This window comes from Pseudomonas sp. SGAir0191 (assembly GCF_002812565.2).
Lineage (GTDB): Bacteria > Pseudomonadota > Gammaproteobacteria > Pseudomonadales > Pseudomonadaceae > Aquipseudomonas > Aquipseudomonas parafulva_B.
Map to the genome: position 1 here is coordinate 3,763,589 of NZ_CP025035.2, position 24,333 is coordinate 3,787,921.

The 24,333-nt window shown below is 62.0% G+C and carries 24 protein-coding genes; 5 read left to right on the forward strand and 19 right to left on the reverse strand.

Annotated features, from left to right (window positions below; all coding sequences use genetic code 11):
- Window positions 1–8 precede the first annotated feature (8 nt).
- Window positions 9–659 (reverse strand): response regulator transcription factor ErdR, encoded by a 651-nt coding sequence (gene erdR / locus CWR53_RS16875; protein WP_058605331.1) that lies wholly within the window; start codon window positions 657–659, stop codon window positions 9–11.
- 175 nt (window positions 660–834) lie between these two features.
- Window positions 835–1,545 (reverse strand): tRNA-uridine aminocarboxypropyltransferase, encoded by a 711-nt coding sequence (locus CWR53_RS16880; protein WP_058605330.1) that lies wholly within the window; start codon window positions 1,543–1,545, stop codon window positions 835–837.
- Window positions 1,546–1,755: 210 nt separating this feature from the next.
- Here CWR53_RS16880 and CWR53_RS16885 point away from each other — a divergent pair, with 210 nt between their 5' ends.
- Both CWR53_RS16885 and CWR53_RS16890 read left to right on the forward strand, forming a co-directional pair.
- Window positions 1,756–2,175 carry a quorum-sensing-regulated virulence factor family protein gene (locus CWR53_RS16885; protein ID WP_058605329.1) on the forward strand — a complete coding sequence of 140 codons (420 nt, stop codon included), beginning with the start codon at window positions 1,756–1,758 and terminating at the stop codon, window positions 2,173–2,175.
- Window positions 2,176–2,295: 120 nt separating this feature from the next.
- A complete protein-coding gene (locus CWR53_RS16890; RefSeq protein WP_100852091.1) occupies window positions 2,296–3,405 on the forward strand; it encodes a TIGR00730 family Rossman fold protein in 1,110 nt (369 codons plus the stop codon).
- A gap of 15 nt (window positions 3,406–3,420) precedes the next feature.
- Here the strand turns inward: CWR53_RS16890 and recX are convergent, their stop codons facing one another.
- The 3 genes from recX to CWR53_RS16905 all read right to left on the reverse strand — a co-directional run bounded on the left by recX (window position 3,421) and on the right by CWR53_RS16905 (window position 5,561).
- Window positions 3,421–3,888: a recombination regulator RecX gene (gene recX / locus CWR53_RS16895; RefSeq protein ID WP_058605327.1), complete on the reverse strand. Its 468-nt coding sequence runs from the start codon at window positions 3,886–3,888 to the stop codon at window positions 3,421–3,423.
- A 20-nt stretch (window positions 3,889–3,908) separates the two neighbouring features.
- Window positions 3,909–4,976 (reverse strand): recombinase RecA, encoded by a 1,068-nt coding sequence (gene recA / locus CWR53_RS16900; protein WP_023534161.1) that lies wholly within the window; start codon window positions 4,974–4,976, stop codon window positions 3,909–3,911.
- A gap of 102 nt (window positions 4,977–5,078) precedes the next feature.
- Entirely contained in the window at window positions 5,079–5,561 is a 483-nt protein-coding gene (locus CWR53_RS16905; protein ID WP_058605326.1) for a CinA family protein, read from the reverse strand.
- A 198-nt stretch (window positions 5,562–5,759) separates the two neighbouring features.
- Between CWR53_RS16905 and mutS the strand changes: the two genes are divergently transcribed.
- Window positions 5,760–8,333, forward strand: coding sequence for a DNA mismatch repair protein MutS (gene mutS, locus CWR53_RS16910; protein ID WP_058605325.1), 2,574 nt, complete (start codon window positions 5,760–5,762; stop codon window positions 8,331–8,333).
- Window positions 8,334–8,472: 139 nt separating this feature from the next.
- Window positions 8,473–8,796 carry a ferredoxin FdxA gene (gene fdxA, locus CWR53_RS16915; RefSeq protein WP_023534129.1) on the forward strand — a complete coding sequence of 108 codons (324 nt, stop codon included), beginning with the start codon at window positions 8,473–8,475 and terminating at the stop codon, window positions 8,794–8,796.
- 655 nt (window positions 8,797–9,451) lie between these two features.
- On the opposite strand, the gene rpoS is transcribed toward fdxA, so the two are convergent.
- The 8 genes from rpoS to CWR53_RS16955 all read right to left on the reverse strand — a co-directional run bounded on the left by rpoS (window position 9,452) and on the right by CWR53_RS16955 (window position 16,629).
- A complete protein-coding gene (rpoS, locus tag CWR53_RS16920) occupies window positions 9,452–10,459 on the reverse strand; it encodes an RNA polymerase sigma factor RpoS (RefSeq protein WP_023534146.1) in 1,008 nt (335 codons plus the stop codon).
- 108 nt (window positions 10,460–10,567) lie between these two features.
- Entirely contained in the window at window positions 10,568–11,425 is an 858-nt protein-coding gene (locus CWR53_RS16925) for a peptidoglycan DD-metalloendopeptidase family protein (protein ID WP_058605324.1), read from the reverse strand.
- A gap of 192 nt (window positions 11,426–11,617) precedes the next feature.
- On the reverse strand, window positions 11,618–12,256 hold the full coding sequence (locus CWR53_RS16930; protein WP_167339267.1) for a protein-L-isoaspartate(D-aspartate) O-methyltransferase: 639 nt from the start codon (window positions 12,254–12,256) through the stop codon (window positions 11,618–11,620).
- A 35-nt stretch (window positions 12,257–12,291) separates the two neighbouring features.
- Window positions 12,292–13,041, reverse strand: a complete 750-nt coding sequence (gene surE, locus CWR53_RS16935; protein ID WP_058605322.1) for a 5'/3'-nucleotidase SurE — start codon at window positions 13,039–13,041, stop codon at window positions 12,292–12,294.
- The gene (truD, locus tag CWR53_RS16940) at window positions 13,029–14,087 is read right to left on the reverse strand and encodes a tRNA pseudouridine(13) synthase TruD (RefSeq protein WP_058605321.1); all 1,059 of its coding nucleotides are present in this window, start codon (window positions 14,085–14,087) and stop codon (window positions 13,029–13,031) included. Before truD ends, surE begins: the two co-directional genes overlap by 13 nt.
- A complete protein-coding gene (ispF, locus tag CWR53_RS16945; protein WP_058605320.1) occupies window positions 14,084–14,557 on the reverse strand; it encodes a 2-C-methyl-D-erythritol 2,4-cyclodiphosphate synthase in 474 nt (157 codons plus the stop codon). Before ispF ends, truD begins: the two co-directional genes overlap by 4 nt.
- A 96-nt stretch (window positions 14,558–14,653) precedes the next feature.
- A complete protein-coding gene (gene fghA, locus CWR53_RS16950; protein ID WP_058639509.1) occupies window positions 14,654–15,508 on the reverse strand; it encodes an S-formylglutathione hydrolase in 855 nt (284 codons plus the stop codon).
- An 8-nt stretch (window positions 15,509–15,516) separates the two neighbouring features.
- Window positions 15,517–16,629, reverse strand: coding sequence for an S-(hydroxymethyl)glutathione dehydrogenase/class III alcohol dehydrogenase (locus CWR53_RS16955; RefSeq protein WP_023534027.1), 1,113 nt, complete (start codon window positions 16,627–16,629; stop codon window positions 15,517–15,519).
- 107 nt (window positions 16,630–16,736) lie between these two features.
- Between CWR53_RS16955 and CWR53_RS16960 the strand changes: the two genes are divergently transcribed.
- Window positions 16,737–17,630, forward strand: a complete 894-nt coding sequence (locus CWR53_RS16960; RefSeq protein ID WP_100852093.1) for a LysR substrate-binding domain-containing protein — start codon at window positions 16,737–16,739, stop codon at window positions 17,628–17,630.
- Window positions 17,631–17,698: 68 nt separating this feature from the next.
- Here CWR53_RS16960 and ispD read toward each other — a convergent pair whose 3' ends face one another.
- The 6 genes from ispD to tilS all read right to left on the reverse strand — a co-directional run bounded on the left by ispD (window position 17,699) and on the right by tilS (window position 24,316).
- Window positions 17,699–18,406 carry a 2-C-methyl-D-erythritol 4-phosphate cytidylyltransferase gene (gene ispD, locus CWR53_RS16965; protein ID WP_100852094.1) on the reverse strand — a complete coding sequence of 236 codons (708 nt, stop codon included), beginning with the start codon at window positions 18,404–18,406 and terminating at the stop codon, window positions 17,699–17,701.
- Window positions 18,403–18,684, reverse strand: a complete 282-nt coding sequence (ftsB, locus tag CWR53_RS16970) for a cell division protein FtsB (RefSeq protein WP_023534037.1) — start codon at window positions 18,682–18,684, stop codon at window positions 18,403–18,405. The genes ispD and ftsB overlap by 4 nt, the downstream gene beginning before the upstream one ends.
- A 158-nt stretch (window positions 18,685–18,842) precedes the next feature.
- Window positions 18,843–20,132 carry a phosphopyruvate hydratase gene (gene eno / locus CWR53_RS16975; RefSeq protein WP_100852095.1) on the reverse strand — a complete coding sequence of 430 codons (1,290 nt, stop codon included), beginning with the start codon at window positions 20,130–20,132 and terminating at the stop codon, window positions 18,843–18,845.
- 152 nt (window positions 20,133–20,284) lie between these two features.
- Entirely contained in the window at window positions 20,285–21,130 is an 846-nt protein-coding gene (gene kdsA / locus CWR53_RS16980; RefSeq protein WP_100852096.1) for a 3-deoxy-8-phosphooctulonate synthase, read from the reverse strand.
- Window positions 21,131–21,133: 3 nt separating this feature from the next.
- Window positions 21,134–22,762, reverse strand: coding sequence for a CTP synthase (locus CWR53_RS16985; RefSeq protein ID WP_058605313.1), 1,629 nt, complete (start codon window positions 22,760–22,762; stop codon window positions 21,134–21,136).
- A gap of 270 nt (window positions 22,763–23,032) precedes the next feature.
- On the reverse strand, window positions 23,033–24,316 hold the full coding sequence (tilS, locus tag CWR53_RS16990; RefSeq protein WP_100852097.1) for a tRNA lysidine(34) synthetase TilS: 1,284 nt from the start codon (window positions 24,314–24,316) through the stop codon (window positions 23,033–23,035).
- Between the last annotated feature and the right edge of the window lie 17 nt (window positions 24,317–24,333).

Below are 24,333 nucleotides of genomic sequence, written 5' to 3' on the forward strand. Positions count from 1 at the left end.
CTGGGTAATCAGGTGCTGGCAACCGATTCAAGTTGTTGCAGCAACAAAGCGGCCTGGGTGCGCGTGCGCACGCCCAGCTTGCGGAAAATGGCCGTCACATGGGCCTTGATGGTGGCTTCGGACACACTCAGCTCGTAGGCGATCTGCTTGTTCAGCAAGCCCTCGCAGACCATCGTCAGTACCCGGAACTGCTGCGGCGTCAGGCTGGCGAGCCCTTCGCTGGCAGCCCTCGCTTCAGCAGGCACATCGACCTTCTCGAACGCCTGTGGTGGCCACCACACTTCGCCATCGAGCACTTTGCGCACCGCATCCTGAATCACTTCGAGGGTGCTCGACTTGGGAATGAACCCGCTGGCGCCGAACTCGCGGGACTTGACCACGACCGCAGCCTCCTCCTGCGCCGAGACCATCACCACCGGTATCTGCGGGTACTGCCCGCGCAGCAGGACCAAGCCGGAAAAACCGTAGGCACCTGGCATGTTCAGGTCGAGCAGCACCAGGTCCCAGTCTGCCTTTTCGCTCAGGCGGTTCTCCAGCTCTGCAATACTTGCCACTTCCACCAGACGCACGTCCGGGCCCATGCCCAGGGTGACGGCCTGGCGCAGTGCACCGCGAAACAGCGGGTGGTCATCGGCAATCAGGATTTCGTATGTGGCCATCGATCTAAGGATCCTGTTCTGTACCAGGGGCCCGTCGGCACGGGCGCACTGGCGGGAATCGGCGCCAAGGATGCCGAGCGGCGAAGGCATAGGTCAAGCCAGCCTGCCAGTCGCTCAATCCGCCTTGGCGGCATCCCGGTCATTATGAACCAAAGCCGGTAGGCTGCCCCTTGGACTATAGGAAGGTATGCAGGCGCTGGTGAACAGCATCCTGTTCATCCAGGGGCAGGCGGCGTTTGCCACTGAGGTAGTGCAAGCTGAAGACGTCCAAGTAGGCGTCCAGCGCCTGTGAGGCGAGGTGATCCCCGGCCAGGTCCAGGCACATGGCGGCCACTTCCGCCGTACAGAAATGGTCATCGCGCCGCGAGCGGCGCAGCCGGTAGCGTGACATCTGCTCGGGCTGCAGGCTCAACACCGGAAAACGCTCCAGGTAGGGGCTTTTGCGAAACATCTTGCGCGCTTCGGTCCAGGTGGCGTCGAGCAGGATGAACAGTGGCCGCTTGCCAGGCGAGCGCACCACGTCCGTCACGACGCGCTCCGGCGCCACGAATTCACCCGGGAACACGATGTACGGCTGCCATTGCGGGTCATCCAGCAACGCCAACAAGCCCTCGTCCACCGAGGTGCGCAGCCAGCCAAAGGCGGATGTGTCTTCGATCAGGTCAGCGATGAGCCAGCCGGTATTGGTTGGCTTCAACGGCTCGGTATCGTGCATCAAAAGGCAGATGCCCGACTCGGCACTGACGTTGGGTTTCCAGTCACACAGGCAATGCGTGGCAATGACCCGGCAACCTGGGCAACGCTCGGCCCGGGAGCCGCGTGCGATGAAGGGTTTGTTGCTGCGCGCCAGGCGTTCGGCGCGCAGCCGCGCGACGGCATGGCTCATGCCGGCACGCATTGCAGAAAAAAGGTGGCAGTCACTGCAGTGGCTCGATTGAAAACGGCTGGCAGTTTACCAGAATGCCGGCCATTTGCTGTGCAGACGACCGGAGCGCCCCTATACTCGCGATTTCAAGCGCCACGCGGGCGGCAGCGATGAGGGAACGCCGTCTGCCTACGCCTGTCCAAGCGCCAGTCACCGAACCAGGAGAGATCCATGCTGCGCCTTATCGCCCCCGCCCTGAGCTTGTTGCTCGCACTGCCACTTGCAGCCCAGGCGGCTTCCAAGCAGGACTATGACCTGAACACGATGCTGCAGAAGGTTGCCAAGGAAAGCAGCGTTGGTACACCCCGCGCCATCAACGAAGACATTCTCGACCAAGGCTATACGGTCGAAGGCAAGGCCCTGATCAACCACCTCAGCGTACGCGCTGACCATGCTGCGCGCATGCAGGCCAACCCTGAGCAGGTGCGCAGCCAATTGGGCGACAGCGTTTGCCGCAACACCGGGTTCCGCAACCTGATGTCCAAAGGCGCAGTGATGGTGTACCGCTTCACGGTCTACAAGACCAATCAGCCGTTGATGGATCAGGCCTTCGACAGCGCTAGCTGCGTTGCCGGTAACAAGAAGAAGTAAAGTTTCGAATACCGCTCAAGCCCCGTCCGGGCGCCCCTCCATGCGCCCGACACCCTCATACGGGCTGGGCGTGACCCGTGCTATAGGGCTAGATTGATAAGGAGCAGAAGGAGAAGTTGCATGCCCTATCAATCGAATGAACTGCTTTCCAGCCACTTCCGCGATCATGAGATCGACCTGAGCTACATCGACGCCCAACTCGAACGCGTAGCCCCCGATAGCCCCAACCTGCCCCTCTATCGCGACATGATGCTGACGATCCTGCGCATGGCCCACGACGACGCCGACCGCTGGAGCACCAAGATCACCCTGCAAGCGCTGCGCGAACTCGACCAGTCCTTTCGCGCACTGCGTCGCCACAAACACCGCCGTAAGGTCACTGTGTTCGGCTCGGCGCGTACGCCGCTGGAGCACCCCATGTATGCCCTGGCCCGTGAGCTGGGTGCTGCGCTGGCCCGCTCGGACCTGATGGTCATCACCGGTGGCGGCGGCGGTATCATGGCCGCCGCCCATGAAGGCTCCGGCGCCGACAACAGCCTTGGCTTCAACATCACCCTGCCCTTCGAACAACATGCCAACCCAACCATAGAAGGCACCGACAAGCTGCTGTCGTTTCACTTCTTCTTCATTCGCAAGCTGTTCTTCGTCAAGGAAGCGGACGCGCTGGTGTTGTGCCCCGGAGGGTTCGGTACGCTCGATGAAGCACTGGAAGTGCTGACGCTTATCCAGACGGGTAAGAGCCCCCTGGTACCGGTGGTACTGCTGGACTCACCGCAGGGTACCTTCTGGCAGGACTGCCTGGCGTTCATTCGCCACCAGCTGCAGGACAATCGCTACATCCTGCCAGGCGACCTTAAGCTGCTGCGCCTGGTGCACAGTGCCGAGGAAGCTGTTGAGGAAATCAATCGGTTCTACCAAAACTACCACTCCAGCCGCTGGCTGAAACGCCAGTTCGTCCTGCGCATGCACCGGCCACTCGCACCCGAAGCGTTGCAGGCGATTGACGAGCAATTTGCCGATCTCTGCCTAAGCGGCAGCTTCGAGCAAACGCCTGACAGCAACGTCGAAAACGAAACCGGGGATTTTGGGCATCTGACACGCCTGTGCTTCGCTTTTACCGGCCGCGATCAAGGCCGACTGCGAGAGCTGGTGGACTTCATCAATCTGCCGCAACATTGGGCTGTTGCGCCGTCAGCCTGCCATGAACAGCACTTGCCGGACCTCTCTTAGGCGCAGGCAGTGGGTTCAATCGTCCCAGCCTCGCCCGCTGAGCAGCTTTCCAATCATATCCATGGGAAAACCACGATAAGCGAGAAAGCGCATTTGCTGCGCACGCGCCTTGGGATCCTCAGGGCGTTGCCCGGCATATTTGCGCTGCCATACCTCATACAGGCGCTCGCCCCAGTCGATATCACTTTCGCGAAGCGCTGCATCGATATCACCACGCGCCAAGCCGCGCTGCCCGAGTTCCTCACGGATTCGGGCAGGGCCATAACCAGAATTGGATCGATAACGAATGAAGCTTTCCAGATAGCGAGCTTCACTCAGCAAACCTTCTTCGCTCAGCCGATCAAGCTCATGCTCGATCAGCGTCTGCAAAGCCCCGCGCTGAAGTAACTTGCGGGTCAATTCCACGCGACCATGCTCACGTCGCGCAAGCAGGTCCATGGCTGCCCGCCGAATGGCGACGGGGGTGTCGAGTACGGCAGGCATGTTCAGCTAAGGTCGCGTGATCAATAGCCAGCTTCGGCTTCGGCCACGTCACCCGCATCGGCCTGTGCGGCCGCAGCCTTGGCAGCAGCGGCTACGGCACCGGCATTGAGCAGTTTGTCGCGGATCTGCTTCTCGATCTCGCTACCGATAGCGGGATTCTCGTGCAGGTACTTGGCAGCATTCGCCTTGCCCTGACCAATCTTGTTGCCTTGGTAGCTGTACCAGGCACCTGACTTCTCGACCAGGCCCTGAGAGACGCCCAAGTCGATGATCTCACCGTTACGGTAGATACCTTTGCCGTACAGAATCTGGAATTCCGCTTGACGGAACGGTGGCGCCACCTTGTTCTTGACGATCTTGACGCGGGTTTCGCTACCCACCACCTCGTCGCCTTCCTTGACTGCACCGGTGCGACGGATATCCAGGCGAACCGAGGCATAGAACTTCAATGCGTTACCGCCAGTGGTGGTTTCTGGGCTACCGAACATCACGCCGATCTTCATACGGATCTGGTTGATGAAGATGACCAGGCAGTTGGCGTTCTTGATGTTACCGGTGATCTTGCGCAATGCCTGGGACATCAGGCGAGCCTGCAGGCCCACATGCATGTCACCCATTTCGCCTTCGATTTCAGCCTTGGGTACCAGGGCAGCCACGGAGTCGACAATGATGACGTCGACGGCGTTGGACCGTACCAGCATGTCGGTGATTTCCAGCGCCTGCTCACCCGTGTCGGGCTGCGAAACCAGCAGGTCGTCCACGTTGACGCCCAGCTTGCCGGCGTACTCGGGGTCAAGGGCGTGCTCGGCATCGACGAACGCACAGGTGGCGCCACTTTTCTGGGCTTCGGCGATGACCGAGAGCGTGAGCGTGGTTTTACCTGACGATTCCGGGCCGTAGATTTCGACGATACGGCCTTTCGGCAGACCGCCAATACCCAGCGCGATGTCCAGCCCCAGGGAGCCGGTAGAAATGGAAGGGATGGCCTGGCGCTCATGGTCGCCCATGCGCATGACGGCGCCCTTACCGAATTGACGTTCGATTTGACCCAGGGCCGCAGCCAAGGCGCGCTTCTTGTTGTCGTCCATTGAAATCCTCACGTGTTCGACTTGGCCCTGATGGCCGGATAACTGTATAAGTAGCCAGTATTATTCCACAGGCGAGCGTCCGAGCAAACCCCCGATTTCGATTTAACCGGTGCCAAGCTGTAACAAGCCTTCTAAGGCGGCGACGATGGTTTGGTGCCGCACGCCCTCGCGGTCGCCTTCGAACTGACGACGCACGCTGACGACCCGCTGCCCATCGCCCCAAGCCAGCCACACGGTACCCACGGGCTTGTCAGCCGAACCGCCGCCAGGGCCGGCCACCCCGCTGACTGCTACGGCGAAGCGGGCGCCGCTGGCCTGCTGCGCGCCCGCGACCATGGCCTCGACCACCTCCTGGCTTACCGCGCCCACGTGCTTGAACAGCGCCTCGGGCACCCCGAGCTGACGCGTCTTCTGCCGGTTGGAATAGGTCACGTAGCCGGCTTCGAACCAGGCCGAGCTGCCGGCGATCCGGGTAATGGCCTCGGCAATGCCGCCGCCGGTACAGGATTCGGCAGTGCTCACCTGTGCCCCCAGGCGCTGCAGGTGGTCACCCAGGCGAGTGGCGAGTGTGGTAATCGGGTCCATACGACGGCTCCTTGAAGACTGGCCACTACCCTATCACCCCAATAGAGAGGCTGGCCCGGCAAACGTTCAGGTTTTCCAAGCTCCTGCTGCAGCGCCCAAGGTGGACATGCGTGGCGTTCGGCGCCTGCATCGCACCGAAAAAGCCTGTACCATTACCGGTTTACCCTCGCCAACCAGATCACCCGCTGTAGGCCGACCATGTCCGATCTCTCCGCACATACCCCAATGATGCAGCAGTACTGGAAGCTGAAAAACCAGCATCCTGACCAGCTGATGTTCTATCGCATGGGCGACTTCTACGAGATCTTCTATGAAGATGCGAAAAAGGCCGCCAGCCTGCTGGACATCACCCTGACCGCGCGCGGTCAGTCCGCCGGCCAGTCCATCCCCATGTGCGGGGTGCCGTTTCACTCCCTCGAGGGTTACCTGGCCAAGCTGGTCAAGCTGGGCGAATCGGTGGTCATCTGCGAGCAGATCGGCGACCCGGCCACCAGCAAGGGGCCGGTCGAGCGCCAAGTAGTGCGCATCATCACGCCAGGGACCGTCAGCGACGAGGCATTGCTCGATGAACGCCGCGACAACCTGATCGCAGCGCTGCTGGGCGACGAACGTCTGTTTGGCCTGGCCGTGCTTGACATCACCAGCGGTCACTTTGGCGTGCAGGAGATCAAAGGCTGGGAAACCCTGCTGGCCGAACTGGACCGCCTCAACCCGGTCGAGCTGCTCATCCCGGATGACTGGCCACGCGACCTGCCTGCCGAGAAACGCCCCGGCGCGCGTCGCCGAGCGCCTTGGGACTTTGACCGCGACTCGGCGCGCAAGGCGCTCTGCCAACAATTTGCCACCAAGGACCTCAAGGGCTTTGGCTGTGACAAGCTGACCCTGGCCATCGGCGCCGCCGGCTGCCTGCTGGCCTATGCCAAGGAAACCCAGCGCACGGCGTTGCCGCACCTGCGCAGCCTGCGTCACGAGCGCCTGGACGACACGGTCATTCTCGACGGCGCCAGCCGCCGCAACCTGGAGCTAGACATCAATCTGGCAGGCGGGCGCGACAATACCCTGCAATCAGTCGTCGATCGTTGCCAGACCGCCATGGCCAGCCGCCTGTTGAGCCGCTGGCTGAACCGCCCGCTGCGCGACCTCAAGGTCATACAGGCCCGCCAAGATTCGATCCGCTGCCTGCTCGACAGCTACCGGTTCGAAAAGCTGCAGCCCCAGCTCAAGGAAATCGGCGACATCGAGCGCATCCTGGCCCGTATCGGCCTGCGCAATGCCCGCCCACGCGACCTGGCGCGCCTGCGTGACGCACTAGGTGCCTTGCCCGAGCTGCAGAATGCCATGACCGAGCTTGAGGCGCCGCACCTGGCACGCCTGGCCGCGATCACCGGTACCTACCCGGAGCTGGCCAGCCTGCTGGAGCGTGCGGTGGTCGACAACCCGCCAGCCGTAATCCGTGACGGTGGCGTGCTCAAGGCCGGCTATGACAACGAGCTCGACGAGCTGCTGGCCATCAGCGAGAACGCTGGCCAGTTCCTGATCGACCTCGAGGCACGTGAGAAGGCACGTACCGGCCTTGCCAACCTCAAGGTCGGCTACAACCGTGTGCATGGCTATTTCATCGAGCTGCCTTCCAAGCAGGCCGAACAGGCACCGGTCGACTATATCCGCCGGCAGACCCTCAAGGGCGCCGAGCGCTTCATCACCCCGGAACTCAAGGCGTTCGAGGACAAGGCGCTGTCGGCCAAGAGCCGCGCCCTGGCCCGGGAAAAGATGCTCTACGACGCGCTGCTCGAGACCCTGATCAGCCACTTGGCGCCACTGCAGGACAGTGCCGCCGCCCTGGCTGAACTGGACGTGCTCAGCAACCTGGCAGAGCGGGCTCTTAATCTGGACCTGAACTGCCCACGTTTCGTCGACGAACCTTGCCTGCGCATCGAGCAGGGGCGTCACCCCGTGGTCGAGCAGGTGCTCACCACGCCGTTCGTGGCCAACGACCTGGGCCTGGACGACAGCACCCGGATGCTGATCATCACCGGGCCGAATATGGGTGGTAAGTCCACGTACATGCGCCAGACCGCACTGATCGTGCTAATGGCGCATATCGGCAGCTTCGTGCCAGCGGCGCGCTGCGAGCTGTCGGTGGTCGACCGCATCTTCACCCGCATCGGCTCCAGCGACGACCTGGCAGGGGGGCGCTCCACCTTCATGGTGGAAATGAGCGAAACCGCCAATATCCTGCACAACGCAACCGACCGCAGCCTGGTGCTGATGGACGAAGTAGGCCGCGGCACCAGCACCTTCGATGGCCTGTCGTTGGCCTGGGCAGCAGCCGAACGCCTGGCGCGCCTGCGGGCCTACACCTTGTTCGCTACCCACTACTTCGAACTGACCGTGTTGCCCGACAGCGAGCCGCTGGTGGCCAACGTGCACCTCAATGCAACGGAGCACAACGACCGCATCGTATTCCTGCACCACGTGCTGCCAGGCCCTGCGAGCCAGAGCTATGGCCTGGCGGTCGCGCAACTGGCAGGTGTACCGGCGGTGGTCATCCAGCGCGCCCGGGAGCACCTGTCGCGCCTTGAAACCACCAGCCTGCCACACGACTCGAATCAGGTCCCGAAAGCGCAGGATGCACCGCAAGTGCCGCACCAGAGCGACTTGTTCGCCAGCCTGCCCCACCCGGCGATCGAGAAGCTGGGCAAGCTGCAGCTCGATGACATGACACCGCGCCAAGCTATCGAAATGCTATATCAACTAAAGAACCTGTTATAACGGCAGCCATGACAAGCTGGTAGAATCCGCCGCGGTTTGCTGGTACTGCACGGTTATTAGCCTGGCCTGCAGCCAAAACCCGCAAACCGCGCGGCCCGAGAGGAAGGGCCGCCGCCGTCGCCTGAGGAGAGAACTAGAAATGACCTTCGTCGTCACCGACAACTGCATCAAATGCAAATACACCGACTGCGTGGAAGTCTGTCCGGTGGACTGCTTCTACGAAGGCCCGAACTTCCTGGTCATCCACCCGGATGAGTGCATCGACTGTGCACTGTGCGAACCAGAGTGCCCGGCACAAGCCATTTTCTCGGAAGACGAAGTGCCATCGGGCATGGAGAACTTCATCGAGTTGAACGCCGAACTGGCTGAGATCTGGCCCAACATCACCGAGCGCAAGGATGCACTTCCTGATGCTGAGGAGTGGGACGGCAAGCCAGGCAAGATTGCCGACTTGCAGCGCTAACGTCGCGTGAACAAACGAAAAGGCCCGCAAGGGCCTTTTTGCTGTAGCGCGAAAGACCAGTGATGCAGATGTGACCGCCGCCACGCTGGCTTCTGATACAGCCGTTCCCAAGCGCTGTGCAGTAAGCGCTTGGATCAAAGGCCTCAGAACCCAAAAAAAAGGCAAAAAAAAGGGGCGGTTCGACCCGCCCACATTTTTTCCGTAGTCCCTGCTTGTCCTGTACATCGTCCTGATGAAATCGCTTCTTGCGATGTCCTTGGCTCTCTTCCTGAGCGCCTGTGCGTGTCCCTGTGCACAGTTCGAATACTAGCGACCTGAGCGGGATGTGCAACGAGTCCTCCTCACAGAATGTTGCGGCCTACAAACTTTCACACATCTAAATACTTCAATATTTTCAATGAGTTAAGAAGCTATTGCTTTTGAAAACGACATTGGTTTACTGCTACACCCTTCAAAAGCTTACGTAACGAGTAAGCAAATGCTTACAGGTCGAACTGCCACTGTGATCACAGTGCTGAATGCGCCTGTGAAACTGCAAACCGGTACGAACGCCTCTGACCGCGCAAAGCTCGTCGATAGCATGATTCTTCAAACCCCAGACGCAAAAACGCCCCTGTTTATTGGGGCGTTTCTGAACGCAGCGCAAAACCCGGGACTAACGAAAAAGCGACTCGCTGGATAGGCCGTTCTTTTCCAGAATCTCACGCAGCCGCTTGAGCCCCTCTACCTGTATCTGCCGCACCCGCTCGCGGGTCAGGCCGATCTCCAGACCGACGTCCTCCAACGTACTGCTTTCGTGCCCACGCAAGCCGAACCGGCGCACCACCACTTCACGTTGCTTGTCGGTCAGTTCACCCAACCACTGATCGATGCTCTGCGACAGGTCATCGTCCTGCAGCAGCTCGAACGGGTCTGTGGGTCGATCATCCGTCAGGGTGTCGAGCAGCGTCTTGTCCGAGTCAGGGCCCAGGGACACGTCCACGGAGGAAACCCGCTCGTTGAGACCCAGCATGCGCTTGACCTCGGCAACCGGCTTCTCGAGCAAGGCGGCGATCTCTTCGGGCGAAGGCTCGTGGTCCAGCTTCTGGGTCAGCTCGCGCGCCGCGCGCAAGTAAACGTTGAGTTCCTTGACCACATGGATGGGCAGGCGAATGGTGCGGGTCTGGTTCATGATCGCCCGCTCGATGGTCTGCCGAATCCACCAGGTGGCGTAGGTCGAGAAACGAAAGCCCCGCTCAGGGTCGAACTTCTCCACCGCGCGAATCAGCCCCAGGTTGCCTTCCTCGATCAGATCGAGCAACGACAACCCTCGGTTCACGTAGCGGCGCGCGATTTTCACCACCAGGCGCAGATTGCTTTCGATCATGCGCTTGCGGCCAGCGGGGTCGCCCTTTTGCGACAAGCGCGCAAAGTGCACTTCTTCTTCCGGCGAAAGCAAGGGCGAAAAGCCGATTTCGTTGAGGTACAACTGAGTCGCATCAAGCGCCCGGCTGTAATCGATATACTTGTGTTGTTTAAGCGAAGAGCCTGATTTGGCCCTGGTCCGAACCGAAGGTACAGCAGGTTCGTCTGACACCACATCCGTTTCCAAAACGATGCCCGTCTCCATGAGGAGGACGTCATCGTCGATGTCAAACTCCGGCGCTTCTTTGCTGAGAGCCATTGTTATAGTCCTTTGCTGAGTTCGAACTCAGACTCGAGCGGCGCCTGTCTCCCTGGCAGCGCTTGAGCCTGTCCCCTCCATGTCAGCGGAACAGACTGGAAACAACAATCAACGGCGTGGCAGGAACTGGAGAGGATCGACGGGTTTGCCCTGGCGGCGAATTTCGAAATGCAACTTCACCCGATCTGTGCCTGTAGACCCCATTTCAGCAATCGACTGCCCTGCCTTGACCTGCTGCCCCTCCCGTACCAAGAGCCTGCGGTTGTGGCCGTAGGCACTGACATAGGTATCGCTGTGCTTGATGATGATCAGCTCGCCGTAGCCCCTCAAACCACTCCCGGCGTACACCACTGATCCACTGGCCGCAGCAAAAACAGGCTGTCCCAAATCACCGGCGATATCAATGCCTTTATTCAAACTACCGTTTGAAGCGAATTTGCCGATCAAAACCCCGTTCGCCGGCCAGGTCCAGCCACCGGCCGCACGCTCGGCCGCAGGCACGGTAGCGATCACCGGCGTGCTCGCCGAGCTGGATGTGGTGACGGTCTTGGTGGTCGTGGCAGGGGTAGATGCCGTGGCACCTACAGGACGGCGGGTGACCGTGGTCCGGCTGGACGAGGACGGGCTGGCCACCACGGTGGTGCTGCCCGAGGCCCCGCTGCTGAAGCGAATCGGCTGGCCAGGGCGAATGGTATACGGCGGGGCGATACCGTTGCGTGCCGCCAGCTCCTTGTAGTCCCAACCGTAGCGAAACGCGATGGAGAACAGCGTGTCGCCTGGCTTGACCACATACTGACCGGAGGTCACGGTCGGCCGTTTGGGCGCGCTGCTGTTGCGGTCGACGACACGCGCACTGTTGCTGCCAGAGCTCGAACACCCCACCAGCAGTGTGCCCATGGCCAGTACCAGCACCAAGAGCCTGAGACCCGAGCTGTCCTTGCGCTGCCGAAAGACTGTGTGACCCACCCGCGCTCCCCTCATGGTGCCGAAAACGTTTCAAGACAAGAATGCAATATTGTTGCAATTATAACGAAGCTCGCCGGTCTTGGCAGGCGGCTGCAACACACTCGCGCAACGTGTGTGCACCGCCAGATAGACAGGTCGATCCTGCAAGAATTCGACGCAGGTGCAAAAATAGCCCGTCGATGCCCCGATGAATCAGGCCACCGGCCCATTGAGCAGGGGCACGAAGCGTACCGCTCCGAGTACGCGGCGTGAGAACCCATGTTCTTCTCGTACGATGAGCATCAACTGCTGCACCTCACCAGGTGATCCCACTGGAATCACCATCCGCCCACCCGGCGCCAGTTGATCGAGCAGCGCCTGGGGCACTTCCGGCGCAACGGCGGTGACGATGATGCCATTGTAGGGGGCCAGTGCCGGCCACCCTTCACAACCATCGCCCCAACGAAACACCACGTTGCGCAGGTTCAGCTCCACCAGGCGTTCCTTGGCCCGGTCCTGCAGAACCTTGATGCGCTCGACCGAGAATACCCGCTCGACCAATTGCGCCAGCACGGCGGTCTGGTAGCCCGAGCCCGTGCCGATCTCCAGCACCTTATCCAGCGGGCCCGCCTCCAGCAGCAATTCGCTCATGTGCGCCACCATGAACGGTTGCGAAATGGTCTGGTTGTGGCCGATGGGCAGCGCGGTATCTTCATAGGCCCGATGGGCCAGTGCCTCGTCCACGAACAGGTGGCGTGGCGTGCGGCGTATCACATCGAGCACCTGGGGGCTGGACACGCCCTCCTCGCACAGCCGCTGGATCAGGCGCTCGCGGGTGCGTTGGGACGTCATGCCGATGCCCCGACGCAACATATCGTCCTCACGCATCAAAGCAAGCCCTCCAGCCAGCCATCGAGCTGCTCGAAGGCGTCGTTGAAGGTTCGGTCAAGCTGCAACGGGGTGATGGAAACATAGCCTTGCATCACCGCATGGAAGTCAGTACCCGGACCGCCGTCCTCGGCATCACCGGCAACTGCGATCCAGTAGCCTTCCTTGCCACGCGGGTTGACCACCTTGGTGGGTGCCGCAGCCCGCGCCCGATGACCCAGTCGCGTCAGCTGGATGCCACGAATGCGCTCGAGCGGCAGGTTGGGTATGTTGACATTGAGGACGGTACGCGGCGGCAGCGCCAGGCGCGACTGTGCCTCGACCAGACGGCGGGCGATATGGGCCGCGGCCGGCAGGTTGTCCGGTTGGCGCGAAAGCAGCGAGAACGCGAGCGACGTACCGCCCAGGAAGCGCCCCTCCAGCGCTGCGGCCACCGTGCCCGAGTACAGCACGTCATCGCCCAGGTTGGCCCCCAGGTTGATGCCCGACACGACCATGTCCGGCGTGTACGGCAACAGACCGTTCAGCCCCAGGTGCACGCAGTCGGTCGGCGTACCATTGAGGCTGATGAAGCCGTTGGCCAGCGTCTGCGGGTGCAGCGGCCGATCCAACGTCAGCGAGCTGCCGGCGCCGCTCTTGTCTTGGTCAGGTGCAATGACCGTGCACTGCGCGTAATCGGCAAGCGCAGCGTGCAGCGCGGCGATGCCTGGTGCGGTCACACCGTCGTCGTTCGAAATCAGAATACGCATGGGCTGTCCGTCTGCCCTGCCGACACCAGATCCACCACCTCGCGCACCACGACGGTGGCGAAGCATCCGGCCGGAAGGACGAATTCCAGTTGCAGGATATCAGGCTCGGGATAATGCCACGTAAGGCCAGTAATAGGGAGCCGCAGAATACGCCGTTCGTGATCCATGCCCGCCTTTGCCAACCACTGGCACAGCGCGGGCTGGGCGGCACCGACCGAATTCTCCAACGCCCCGGTTCGACCGCCGGCTGGCGAATCACCCTCGCCCCACAGAGGGCCTGTAGGGTGCAGGTCGAGAACGGCCAGGCGAGGATCGGCGCATTCGGCCTCAGCAGCGGGGAAAAAACTGCGGCTGTTGGTGAACGCCAGCAGATCGCCCACTTGCGCACGGGCCCAGCTGCCATCGTTTACCCGTGCGGCCAGCACCTGGTTGAACAGGTAGCTGCGACCGGCTGAAAGCAGGCGCGAACGAACGTTACGTTGCTCAGGCAAGGCCTGGCGCTCGGCCCAACCCAGGGCGTCATGCACGTTGCCGCCGGCATGCCCGAAGCGCTGGGTACCGAAGTAATTGGGCACACCGTTCGCCTTGAGCTGGGCCAGGCGCGCATCGACAGCCTGATGATCGGCTGCCAGTTGGGTCAGGCGCAGCGTGAAGCCGTTGGACGAATGCGCGCCGCGCTGCAATTTACGCTGGTGGCGCATCTGCTTGAGCACGCGCAGATTGGCATCCTCAGCCCGCGACAGGTCTGGGTCGGCCTTGCCCGGCAAATGCAGGCTGAACCACTGGCGGGTCAAGGCCTGGCGGTCCTTGAGCCCGGCGTAGCTGATGGCGCGCGCAGGCACGCCGGCGGCCCTGGCCAGGCGGCGGGCCGCTTCCTCGGTATTGAGCTCACGCTTTTCCACCCATAGCCACAGGTGCTCGCCTTGGCCAGACAGCGGGATATCAAGCACTTCGTCAACCTGAAAATCTTCGGCAACGGCCTTGAGCACAGCCGTGCCCAGGGCTTGCCCCGATGCCCGTGGGCCCAACAGATCCAATTCGGTCATGCCGGCAGCAACAGGGCAACCGCGTGAACGGCGATCCCCTCCTCACGCCCGGCGAAGCCCAGCTTCTCGGTCGTCGTGGCCTTGACGTTGACTTGGTCGAGGCCCACCGCGAGGTCGTCGGCGATGCGCTGGCGCATGACCTCGATGTGGGGTGCCATCTTCGGCGCCTGGGCAATGATGGTCGCGTCGACGTTGCCCACTTGCCAGCCCTTGGCCCGAACGACATCCAGCACATGACGCAGCAGCACGCGGCTGTCGGCGCCCTTGAATTGCGGATCGGTGTCGGGGAAGTGCTTGCCGATATCACCCAGCGCGGCGGCGCCAAGCAATGCATCGCTCAGGGCATGCAGCAGCACGTCACCATCGGAATGGGCCAGCAGGCCGAACTTGTGGGGGATACGCACCCCGCCCAGGGTAATGAAATCACCGTCGCAGAACCGGTGCACATCGTAGCCGTGGCCAATACGCATAAGAAAACGCCCTGAATGAGTCAGGGCGTGATTCTACCTGCATTTGCCACGCCAAGGTGCAGAGCCGGCGAACGTCGCCGGCTGGCTGCCCTACGGCTACACCCGTCCCAGGGCTACCGCGTGGTGGCGCAGGTGCTCCTCGATGAAGCTGGCGATGAAGTAGTAGCTGTGATCGTAGCCAGGCTGCAGGCGCAGGGTCAGCTCATGCCCGCCTTTGCGCGCCGCTTGCTCCAGGGCCTCAGGCTTGAGCTGCTTTTCGAGGAAGTCGTCGCGATCGCCCTGGTCCACCAGCAACGGGGGGCACTGCCCCGACGGGGTTTCGGCCAGCAACACGCTGGCATCCCACTCACGCCAACGCGCGCGCTCTTCACCCAGGTAGCGGCTGAAGGCCTTTTCGCCCCAAGGGCAATCCATCGGGTTGCAGATCGGCGAAAACGCCGACACCGAGCGATAGCGGCCGGGGTTGCGCAATGCGCAGACCAGGGCGCCGTGCCCGCCCATGGAGTGTCCACTGATGCTGCGCTCGCCCGAGGCGGGGAAATGCGCCTCGATCAGGGCTGGCAGTTCCTGCACCACATAATCATGCATGCGGTAGTGCTGGGCCCAGGGTTGCTGCGTGGCGTTGAGGTAGAAGCCAGCACCCAGACCAAAGTCCCAGGCACCATCAGGATCGCCGGGTACCTGCTCGCCGCGAGGGCTGGTGTCGGGCGCCACGATGATCAGCCCCAGCTCTGCGGCCAGGCGCTGGGCGCCGGCCTTCTGCATGAAGTTCTCGTCGTTGCAGGTCAAGCCGCTAAGCCAGTACAGCACCGGCAGCTTCTCGCCCTGCTCGGCCTGAGGTGGCAGGTAGACGGCGAAGACCATGTCGCAACCCAGCACCTTGGAGGTGTGGCGGTAACGCTTGTGCCAGCCGCCGAAGCTCTTCTGGCAGGAGATGTTGTCCAGAGTCATGGCAAGCCTCAGAAGTGGATGACGCTGCGAATGCTCTTGCCTTCGTGCATCAGGTCGAAGGCCTTGTTGATGTCCTCCAGGCCCATGGTGTGGGTGATGAAGGTATCCAGCGGAATCTCGCCCTTTTCGGACATTTCCACGTAGCTCGGCAATTCGCTGCGGCCACGCACGCCGCCGAAGGCCGAACCGCGCCAGACGCGCCCGGTGACCAATTGGAACGGCCGGGTGGCGATTTCCTGACCGGCGCCGGCGACACCGATGATCACCGACTCGCCCCAGCCCTTGTGGCAGCACTCCAGGGCGGCACGCATCAGTTGCACGTTGCCGATGCACTCGAAGGAGAAGTCCACGCCGCCGTCGGTCAGGTCGACGATCACTTCCTGGATCGGGCGATCGTACTCCTTGGGGTTGATGCAATCGGTAGCGCCCAGTTGGCGAGCGATTTCGAACTTGGCCGGGTTGATGTCGATGGCGATGATGCGCGAGGCCTTGGCCTTGACCGCACCGATGATGGCCGAGAGGCCAATGCCGCCCAGCCCGAAGACGGCGACAGTATCACCCGGTTGTACCTTGGCGGTGTTCAGCACTGCGCCAATACCCGTGGTCACGCCGCAGCCCAGCAGGCAGACCTTCTCCAGCGGCGCCTCTTTCTGGATCTTGGCCACCGAAATTTCCGGCAACACGGTGTATTCGGAGAAGGTCGAGGTGCCCATGTAGTGGAACAACTGCTGACCTTTGTAGGAGAAACGCGTGGTGCCGTCGGGCATCAGGCCCTTGCCTTGGGTGGCGCGGATGGCCTGACACAGGTTGGTCTTGCCGGACAGGCAGAATTTGCACTTGCCACACTCAGGGGTATACAGCGGAATCACATGGTCACCCACCGCCACCGAGGTCACGCCCTCGCCCACGGCTTCGACGATCGCGCCGCCTTCGTGGCCGAGGATCGACGGGAAGATGCCTTCCGGGTCAGCACCGGACAAGGTATAGGCATCGGTGTGGCACACGCCGCTGGCGACCACGCGCAGCAACACCTCGCCCGCCTTGGGCATGGCCACATCGACTTCGACAATTTCCAAGGGTTTCTTGGCTTCGAAAGCTACGGCAGCGCGGGACTTGATCATCGCAGGGTCTCCAGATAGATAAACGAAATCGGCAGACAGTGTATTTCACCTGCATTTGTTGAATAATCGGGTGAAAGACAAAACATTATTGCTGTGCAGGGATAATCATGAATAACCGCTGGGAGGGCATCGATGAATTCGTCGCCGTGGCCGAATCGGGTCAGTTCACGGCGGCGGCTGAACGGCTGGGCGTGTCCTCTTCCCATGTAAGCCGGCAGATAGCGCGCCTGGAAGAACGTGTACAGACGCGCTTGCTGTATCGCAGCACACGGAAGGTCACCCTCAGCGAGGCCGGCCAGACGTTCCTGCAGCACTGCCAGCGCTTGCAGGACGGACGCGAGGAAGCGCTGCGGGCGATGGGCGATCTGGCCAGCGAGCCCAAGGGACTGCTGCGCATGACGTGCGCCGTGGCCTATGGCGAGCGCTTCATCGTGCCCTTGGTCACCCGTTTCATGGCGTTGTACCCGCAGTTGAGGGTGGACGTCGAACTGAGCAACCAGACCCTGGACCTGCTGCACGAAGGCATGGACCTGGCCATCCGCCTCGGTCGCCTGGCCGACTCGCGCCTGATCGCGACGCGTCTGGCACCCCGGCGCATGTACGTGTGCGCCTCGCCAGGCTACCTGGCGCGCTACGGCAGGCCGCACAGCCTGTCGGAACTGGCCAGGCACAACTGTCTGATAGGCAGTTCCGATGTGTGGGCGTTGCAAATGGAGGGGCGTGAAATCAGCCAGCGCGTTCAGGGCAACTGGCGGTGCAACAGCGGCCAGGCGGTGCTGGACGCGGCGCTTCAGGGCATCGGCTTATGCCAATTGCCAGATTACTACGTGCTCGAACACCTGCACAGCGGTGCTTTGGTCCCGCTGCTGCAAGCCCACCAACCTCCCAATACGGCGGTGTGGGCCTTGTACCCGCAGCAGCGGCACCTGTCGCCCAAAGTGCGGCGCCTGGTGGACTATCTGAAAGAGGGCCTGGCAGGTCTGCCGGAGTATCGGGCATGACCGGCGCTCAGCCACAATGGCGGGCGCTGGCAGCCTGATTCAATCACTGGCGAGGTGAACGGCCCAGGTCAACGTCTCCCACTCCAGCGCTGGCGCAGCCACTCCAGGTCTTCAGGGCGCGTAACCTTGAGGTTGTCACTGCGGCCCTCGATCAGCCGTGGCGATTGACCGGACCATTCGATGGCCGAAGCCTCATCGGTCACCACCACATCCGACACCAGGCACTCGGCCAGTGCCCGATGCAGCGCCCCCAAACGGAACATCTGCGGTGTATAGGCCTGCCAAATGGTGCTGCGGTCAACCGTGGCGCTGACGCGCCCGTGGCCGTCGGCCCTTTTGAGCGTGTCACGGGCAGGTACGGCCAACAGGCCGCCCACTGGATCATCTGCCAATTCAGCCAGCAGCTTGTCCAGGTCACTGCGTGCCAGGTTGGGCCGCGCCGCGTCGTGCACCAACACCCAGTCATCATCCTCCGCGCCCTGGGCATGCAACAGCAACAAGGCATTGAGCACCGAGTCAGCACGCTCGCGCCCTCCGGCAGCCCGGCGGATGCGCGGGTCGCTGGCGCACCGAAGGCCGGGCCAGTACGGGTCGTGTTCAGCGATGCTGACCACGACCCCCTTGAGGGAGGGGTGGCCGAGAAAACACGCCAGGCTGTGCTCGATGATGGTCTGCCCTGCCAGCTCCAGGTATTGCTTGGGACGATCTGCAGCCATGCGAGCGCCCACACCCGCTGCAGGGATCACGGCCCAGAAGGCCGGCAAGCGCTCACTCATTTCTGGGGCAACTGAAAGAGGGTTTCGCCTTCCTTGACCATGCCGAGCTCGTGGCGGGCACGCTCTTCGACGGTTTCCATGCCTTTTTTCAACTCCAGCACTTCGGCGTCGAGCACACGGTTACGCTCCAGCAGCCGCTCGTTCTCGGCATGCTGCTCGTCAATCTGCTGCTTGAGCTCGGCCACCTGCGCCAGGCTGCCATTGCCTACCCACAAACGGTATTGCAGGCCGCCCAGCAGCAGAAGCAGGACCAGGAACAACCAATAAGGACTGCGCATCAAGATATCCAGGTTGAAAGACCCTGTTGGTTCAGGGTCTCAGATAGCACGAAGCCTGGCCGAGGCCAGGCTTCTCAGACAGAAACCCGATGGAACGTAGGAAGTTACGGTACGAACGTTCCTACAGCTCCGGCTGCTGTCTTTTTACCATCTCTTGCTTAGCCGCGAAACTCGGTACGGCCACGGTAAACCGCCTTGGCACCCAGTTGCTCTTCGATACGCAGCAGTTGGTTGTACTTGGACACGCGGTCGGAGCGGCACAGCGAGCCCGTCTTGATCTGACCGGCCGCAGTACCCACGGCCAGGTCGGCGATGGTGGAATCTTCGGTTTCACCCGAGCGGTGGGAGATCACGGCCGTGTAACCGGCGGCCTTGGCCATCTGGATGGCTTCCAGGGTCTCGGTCAGCGAGCCGATCTGATTGAACTTGATCAGGATCGAGTTACCGATGCCCTTCTCGATGCCTTCCTTGAGGATCTTGGTGTTGGTCACGAACAGGTCGTCACCGACCAGTTGCACCCTCTCGCCGATCTTGTCGGTGAGGATTTTCCAGCCAGCCCAGTCGGACTCGTCCAGGCCATCTTCGATCGAAATGATCGGGAAGCGCTCGGTCAGGCCCTTGAGGTAGTCGGCAAAGCCTTCGGCGTCGAACGACTTGCCTTCGCCGGACAGGTTGTACTTGCCGTCTTCATAGAACTCGGAGGCGGCGCAGTCCAGGGCCAGGGTCACGTCGGTGCCCAGTTTGTAGCCGGCTTTCTCGACGGCTTCGGCGATGGCGCCCAGGGCGTCTTCGTTGGAGGCCAGGTTAGGGGCGAAGCCCCCTTCGTCACCGACGGCAGTGTTCAGGCCACGGGCCTTGAGCACGGCCTTGAGGTGATGGAAGATCTCGGTCCCCATGCGCAGGCCGTCGGAGAAGGTCTTGGCACCCACCGGCTGGACCATGAACTCCTGAATATCGACGTTGTTGTCGGCATGCTCGCCACCGTTGATGATGTTCATCATCGGTACCGGCATCGAGTACTGGCCTGGAGTGCCGTTAAGGTTGGCAATGTGGGCGTACAGGGGCAGGTCCTGATCCTGGGCAGCCGCTTTGGCAGCCGCCAGGGACACGGCCAGGATCGCGTTGGCGCCCAGCTTGGCCTTGTTCTCGGTACCGTCCAGCTCGATCATGGCGTGGTCCAGGGCCTTCTGGTCGGAAGGATCCTTGCCCAGCAGCAGGTCGCGGATCGGGCCATTGATGTTGGCGACAGCCTTCAGCACACCCTTGCCCAGGTAACGGCTCTTGTCGCCATCACGCAGCTCCAGCGCTTCGCGCGAGCCGGTGGAAGCACCGGACGGCGCGCACGCGCTGCCGATGATGCCGTTGTCGAGCAGTACATCGGCTTCCACGGTGGGGTTGCCACGCGAATCGAGAACTTCACGACCTTTGATGTCGACGATTTTTGCCATTGTTGTAAGCACTCCAGAATTGACGAAAACAACGCAGCTTAGAAAATTCTTGCCGTTCACCGGACGAGGATGCTGTGGCAGGCCCGGCGAAGGGAGCCCCTGACCGAGTGGTCAGGGGTGAATCGGACGGTACTTTACCCGAGAAAAGTGCTTTACGCGGTTTCTACCGTCGGAAAACTTTTCACCAGGTCATCCAGTTGCTTGAGCTGAGCCAGGAATGGCTCCAGCTTGTCCAGGCGCAGGGCACACGGGCCGTCGCACTTGGCGTTGTCCGGATCGGGGTGAGCTTCGAGGAACAGCCCTGCCAGCCCCTGGCTCATGCCAGCCTTGGCCAGGTCGGTCACCTGAGCGCGGCGCCCGCCAGCGGAGTCGGCACGACCACCCGGCATCTGCAGGGCATGGGTCACGTCGAAGAACACCGGGTATTCGAACTGCTTCATGACACCGAAGCCGAGCATGTCCACGACCAGGTTGTTGTAACCGAAGCTCGAACCACGCTCGCACAGGATCAACTGGTCATTACCGGCTTCTTCGCACTTGGTCAGGATGTGTTTCATCTCCTGGGGTGCGAGGAACTGGGCCTTCTTGATATTGATCACCGCGCCGGTCTTTGCCATCGCCACCACCAGGTCGGTCTGGCGCGACAGGAAAGCCGGCAACTGGATGATGTCGCAGACCTTGGCTACCGGCTCGGCCTGGTAAGGCTCGTGCACATCGGTAATCACCGGCACGTTGAAGGTACGCTTGATCTCCTCGAAGATCTTCAGGCCTTCTTCCATGCCAGGGCCGCGGTAGGAGGTGACCGAGGACCGGTTGGCCTTGTCGAAGCTGGCCTTGAACACATACGGGATACCGAGCTTTTCGGTAACCCGCACGTACTCTTCGCACACCTCCATGGCCAGGTCGCGGGATTCCAGAACGTTCATGCCACCGAACAGGACGAATGGCCTGTCGTTGGCGATATCGATGTGACCGACGCGGATGATCTTCTGGGGCATGGATCAGGCCTTGTTCTTCTGGGCGAGCGCCGCCTTGACGAAGCCACTGAACAGCGGGTGGCCATCGCGTGGGGTGGAGGTGAACTCCGGGTGGAACTGGCAGGCGACAAACCAGGGGTGGTCCTTGGACTCCACCACCTCGACCAGGGCACCGTCTTCGGAACGACCGGAAACCACCAGGCCCGCGTCCACCAGTTGCGGCAGCAGGTTGTTGTTCACTTCGTAGCGGTGACGGTGGCGCTCGGTGATGATGTCCTTGCCATAGCACGCATGCACGTTGGAACCTGCAGCCAGCTGGCAGTCCTGGGCGCCCAGGCGCATGGTGCCACCCAGGTCGGACGCCTCGCTGCGGGTTTCGACCGCGCCGGTGGCATCTGCCCACTCGGTGATCAGGCCGACGACCGGGTGGCCGCTGTCGCGATCAAACTCGGTGGAGTTGGCGTCGCTCCAGCCCATCACGTTACGGGCGAACTCGATGACGGCCACTTGCATGCCCAGGCAGATACCCAGGTACGGCACCTTGTTCTCACGGGCGTATTGCACCGCCGTGATCTTGCCTTCGACACCGCGCAGACCGAACCCACCGGGGACCAGAATGGCATCGGCGCCTTCGAGCAGGCTGGTACCCTGGTTCTCGATGTCTTCGGAATCGATGTAGCGCAGGTTGACCTTGGTGCGGTTGGTGATGCCCGCGTGGCTCATCGCTTCGATCAGCGACTTGTACGCATCGAGCAGCTCCATGTACTTGCCGACCATGGCGATGGTGACTTCATGCTCCGGGTTGAGCTTGGCGTCGACCACCTTGTCCCACTCGGACAGGTCGGCACCCGTGCACTGCAGGCCGAAACGCTCGACGACGAAGTCGTCCAGGCCCTGGGCATGCAAGACACCTGGAATCTTGTAAATGGTGTCGACGTCTTCCAGCGAAATCACCGCACGCTCTTCAACGTTGGTGAACAAGGCGATCTTGCGGCGCGAGGATGCATCGACAGGATGATCGGAGCGGCAGATCAGCACGTCAGGCTGCAGGCCGATGGAGCGCAGTTCCTTGACCGAGTGCTGGGTCGGCTTGGTCTTGGTTTCACCGGCGGTGGCGATGTAAGGCACCAGCGTCAGGTGCATCAGCATCGCGCGCTTGGAGCCTACTTCCACGCGCAGCTGGCGAATGGCTTCGAGGAACGGCTGGGACTCGATGTCACCCACGGTGCCGCCGATCTCGACCAGGGCCACATCGGCATCGCCTGCACCCTTGATGATGCGGCGCTTGATTTCATCGGTGATGTGCGGGATGACCTGGATGGTCGCGCCCAGGTAGTCACCACGGCGTTCCTTGCGCAGCACGTGCTCGTAGACGCGGCCGGTGGTGAAGTTGTTGTTCTGGGTCATGGTGGTGCGGATGAACCGCTCATAGTGGCCCAGGTCCAGGTCGGTTTCGGCGCCGTCCTGGGTGACGAATACTTCACCGTGCTGGAACGGGCTCATGGTGCCTGGGTCGACGTTGATGTACGGATCCAGCTTGAGCATGGTGACCTTCAGGCCCCGCGCCTCCAGGATGGCCGCCAGGGAAGCCGAGGCAATGCCTTTCCCCAATGAAGAAACAACACCGCCCGTGACGAATATGTAGCGCGTCATGAAAAACCCTAGAAGTCTGCGTTAAAGCGGCCAGCGCCGCCGGAGATAGCGAAGGAGGGCAAACGCCCCCGATCACCTGCGTCAATCACAGTGCATCTCGAAAAACTGCCGCGTGTGTACAGACCAGGGGTAACCCTGGCAGGGCGCTCGCTCGTCATTTCTAAGAATCAGCCCAGCAAAAAACTGCTTGGTAATCGGCAACTCCTGTGTTTTCGCGGAACCCACAGAAGCTGTATCAAGAAGGGAGGGTAGTCTACCCGAATGTACCCACTAGCTCAAACCTTGCGCGCTGGTCGGCAACTGCCAGTGCAGGCAGTAATCGCCCTGGGCCAGACCGGGCAGGTTGGCCACCGCCAGCAGCCGCTCGCCTTGGTAGAGCAGCGGCAGGCGCAGGCGCAGAAAATGCGGCACGTGCAGTTCATTGAGCAAGCGCTTGAGATCACGTCGCCCGCGCCCTGGGATATCCAGCCATTCACCGCCCTGACGGTAGCCGATACGCAGGCCCGTCAGCGCGCCTGCGCCAACAAGTCGCACGCTACCGTTGCCAGGCAAGGCCAACGGCTGATCGGCGTTTTCCCACTCCATGGCCTTACAGGGCGTTTGCAACCAGTCGCCGCTCAGCCACCAGATGCGCCCCTGGCTGCGCACCAGTTGGCCATCGGCCAGTTGCCATACGGGGCAGGCATCGCCGGCGGCGTCGCGCAGGTCCGCCCAGCCGGCCCAGTGGCGCGTGTCGGGCAACCGGGTTCGGTGGCTGAGCCAATACTGCAACGCATTGCGCTGGCGGGCAGGTGAAAGCGCGAGCAGGCCGGCCAGGTCCAGCGAATCGAGCCCAGGCCAAGCAGCAGGAGCGCCCTGGCGCACAGGCGCCAGATCGTTCTCGGCCAGCTCGTCCAGCAGGCTCAGGGCTTCGCCCAGGTGTTCGGCGGCACGGGCCAGGTTCTGCCCGGCTTGCGGCCAGCGCTGCCCAAGGGACGGCAAGACCTCCCTGCGCAGATAGTTGCGGGCAAACCGTGTATCGGCATTCGAAGGGTCCTCGACCCAGCCCAACGCATGCGCCTGAGCATAGCTTTGCAACTGTTGCCGGGAACAACCAAGCAACGGCCTGACCAGCCTGCCCTGCCCTAGCGCCCGCTCCCTCGGCATCGCCGCAAGGCCACGCAACCCCGCGCCCCGCAGCAGACGAAACAGCAGCGTTTCAGCCTGATCGTCGCGGTGCTGGCCGGTGAACAGCATGTCACCTGCCGCCAATACATCCTCGAACGCGGCGTAACGGGCTTGACGGGCAGCCTGCTCCAGGCTCGCGCCTGGGGCGACGTCGACCTCGATGACCTGCAGCTCGACACCCAGGTCATAGCAGAGACGCTGGCAATGGTCAGGCCACGCCTGCGCGACGGGTTGCAGGCCATGATTGATGTGAATCGCGCGTAGCGGCGGTGCAGGATGGCTACGGGCGTAGGCGGCGAGCCAATGCAGCAGGACGGTGGAATCGAGGCCGCCAGAGAGGGCGACGTACCAGGTGCGGGCGCAAAGCCAGGGGGCGAGATCAATCATCGAAGCTTCGATCAACC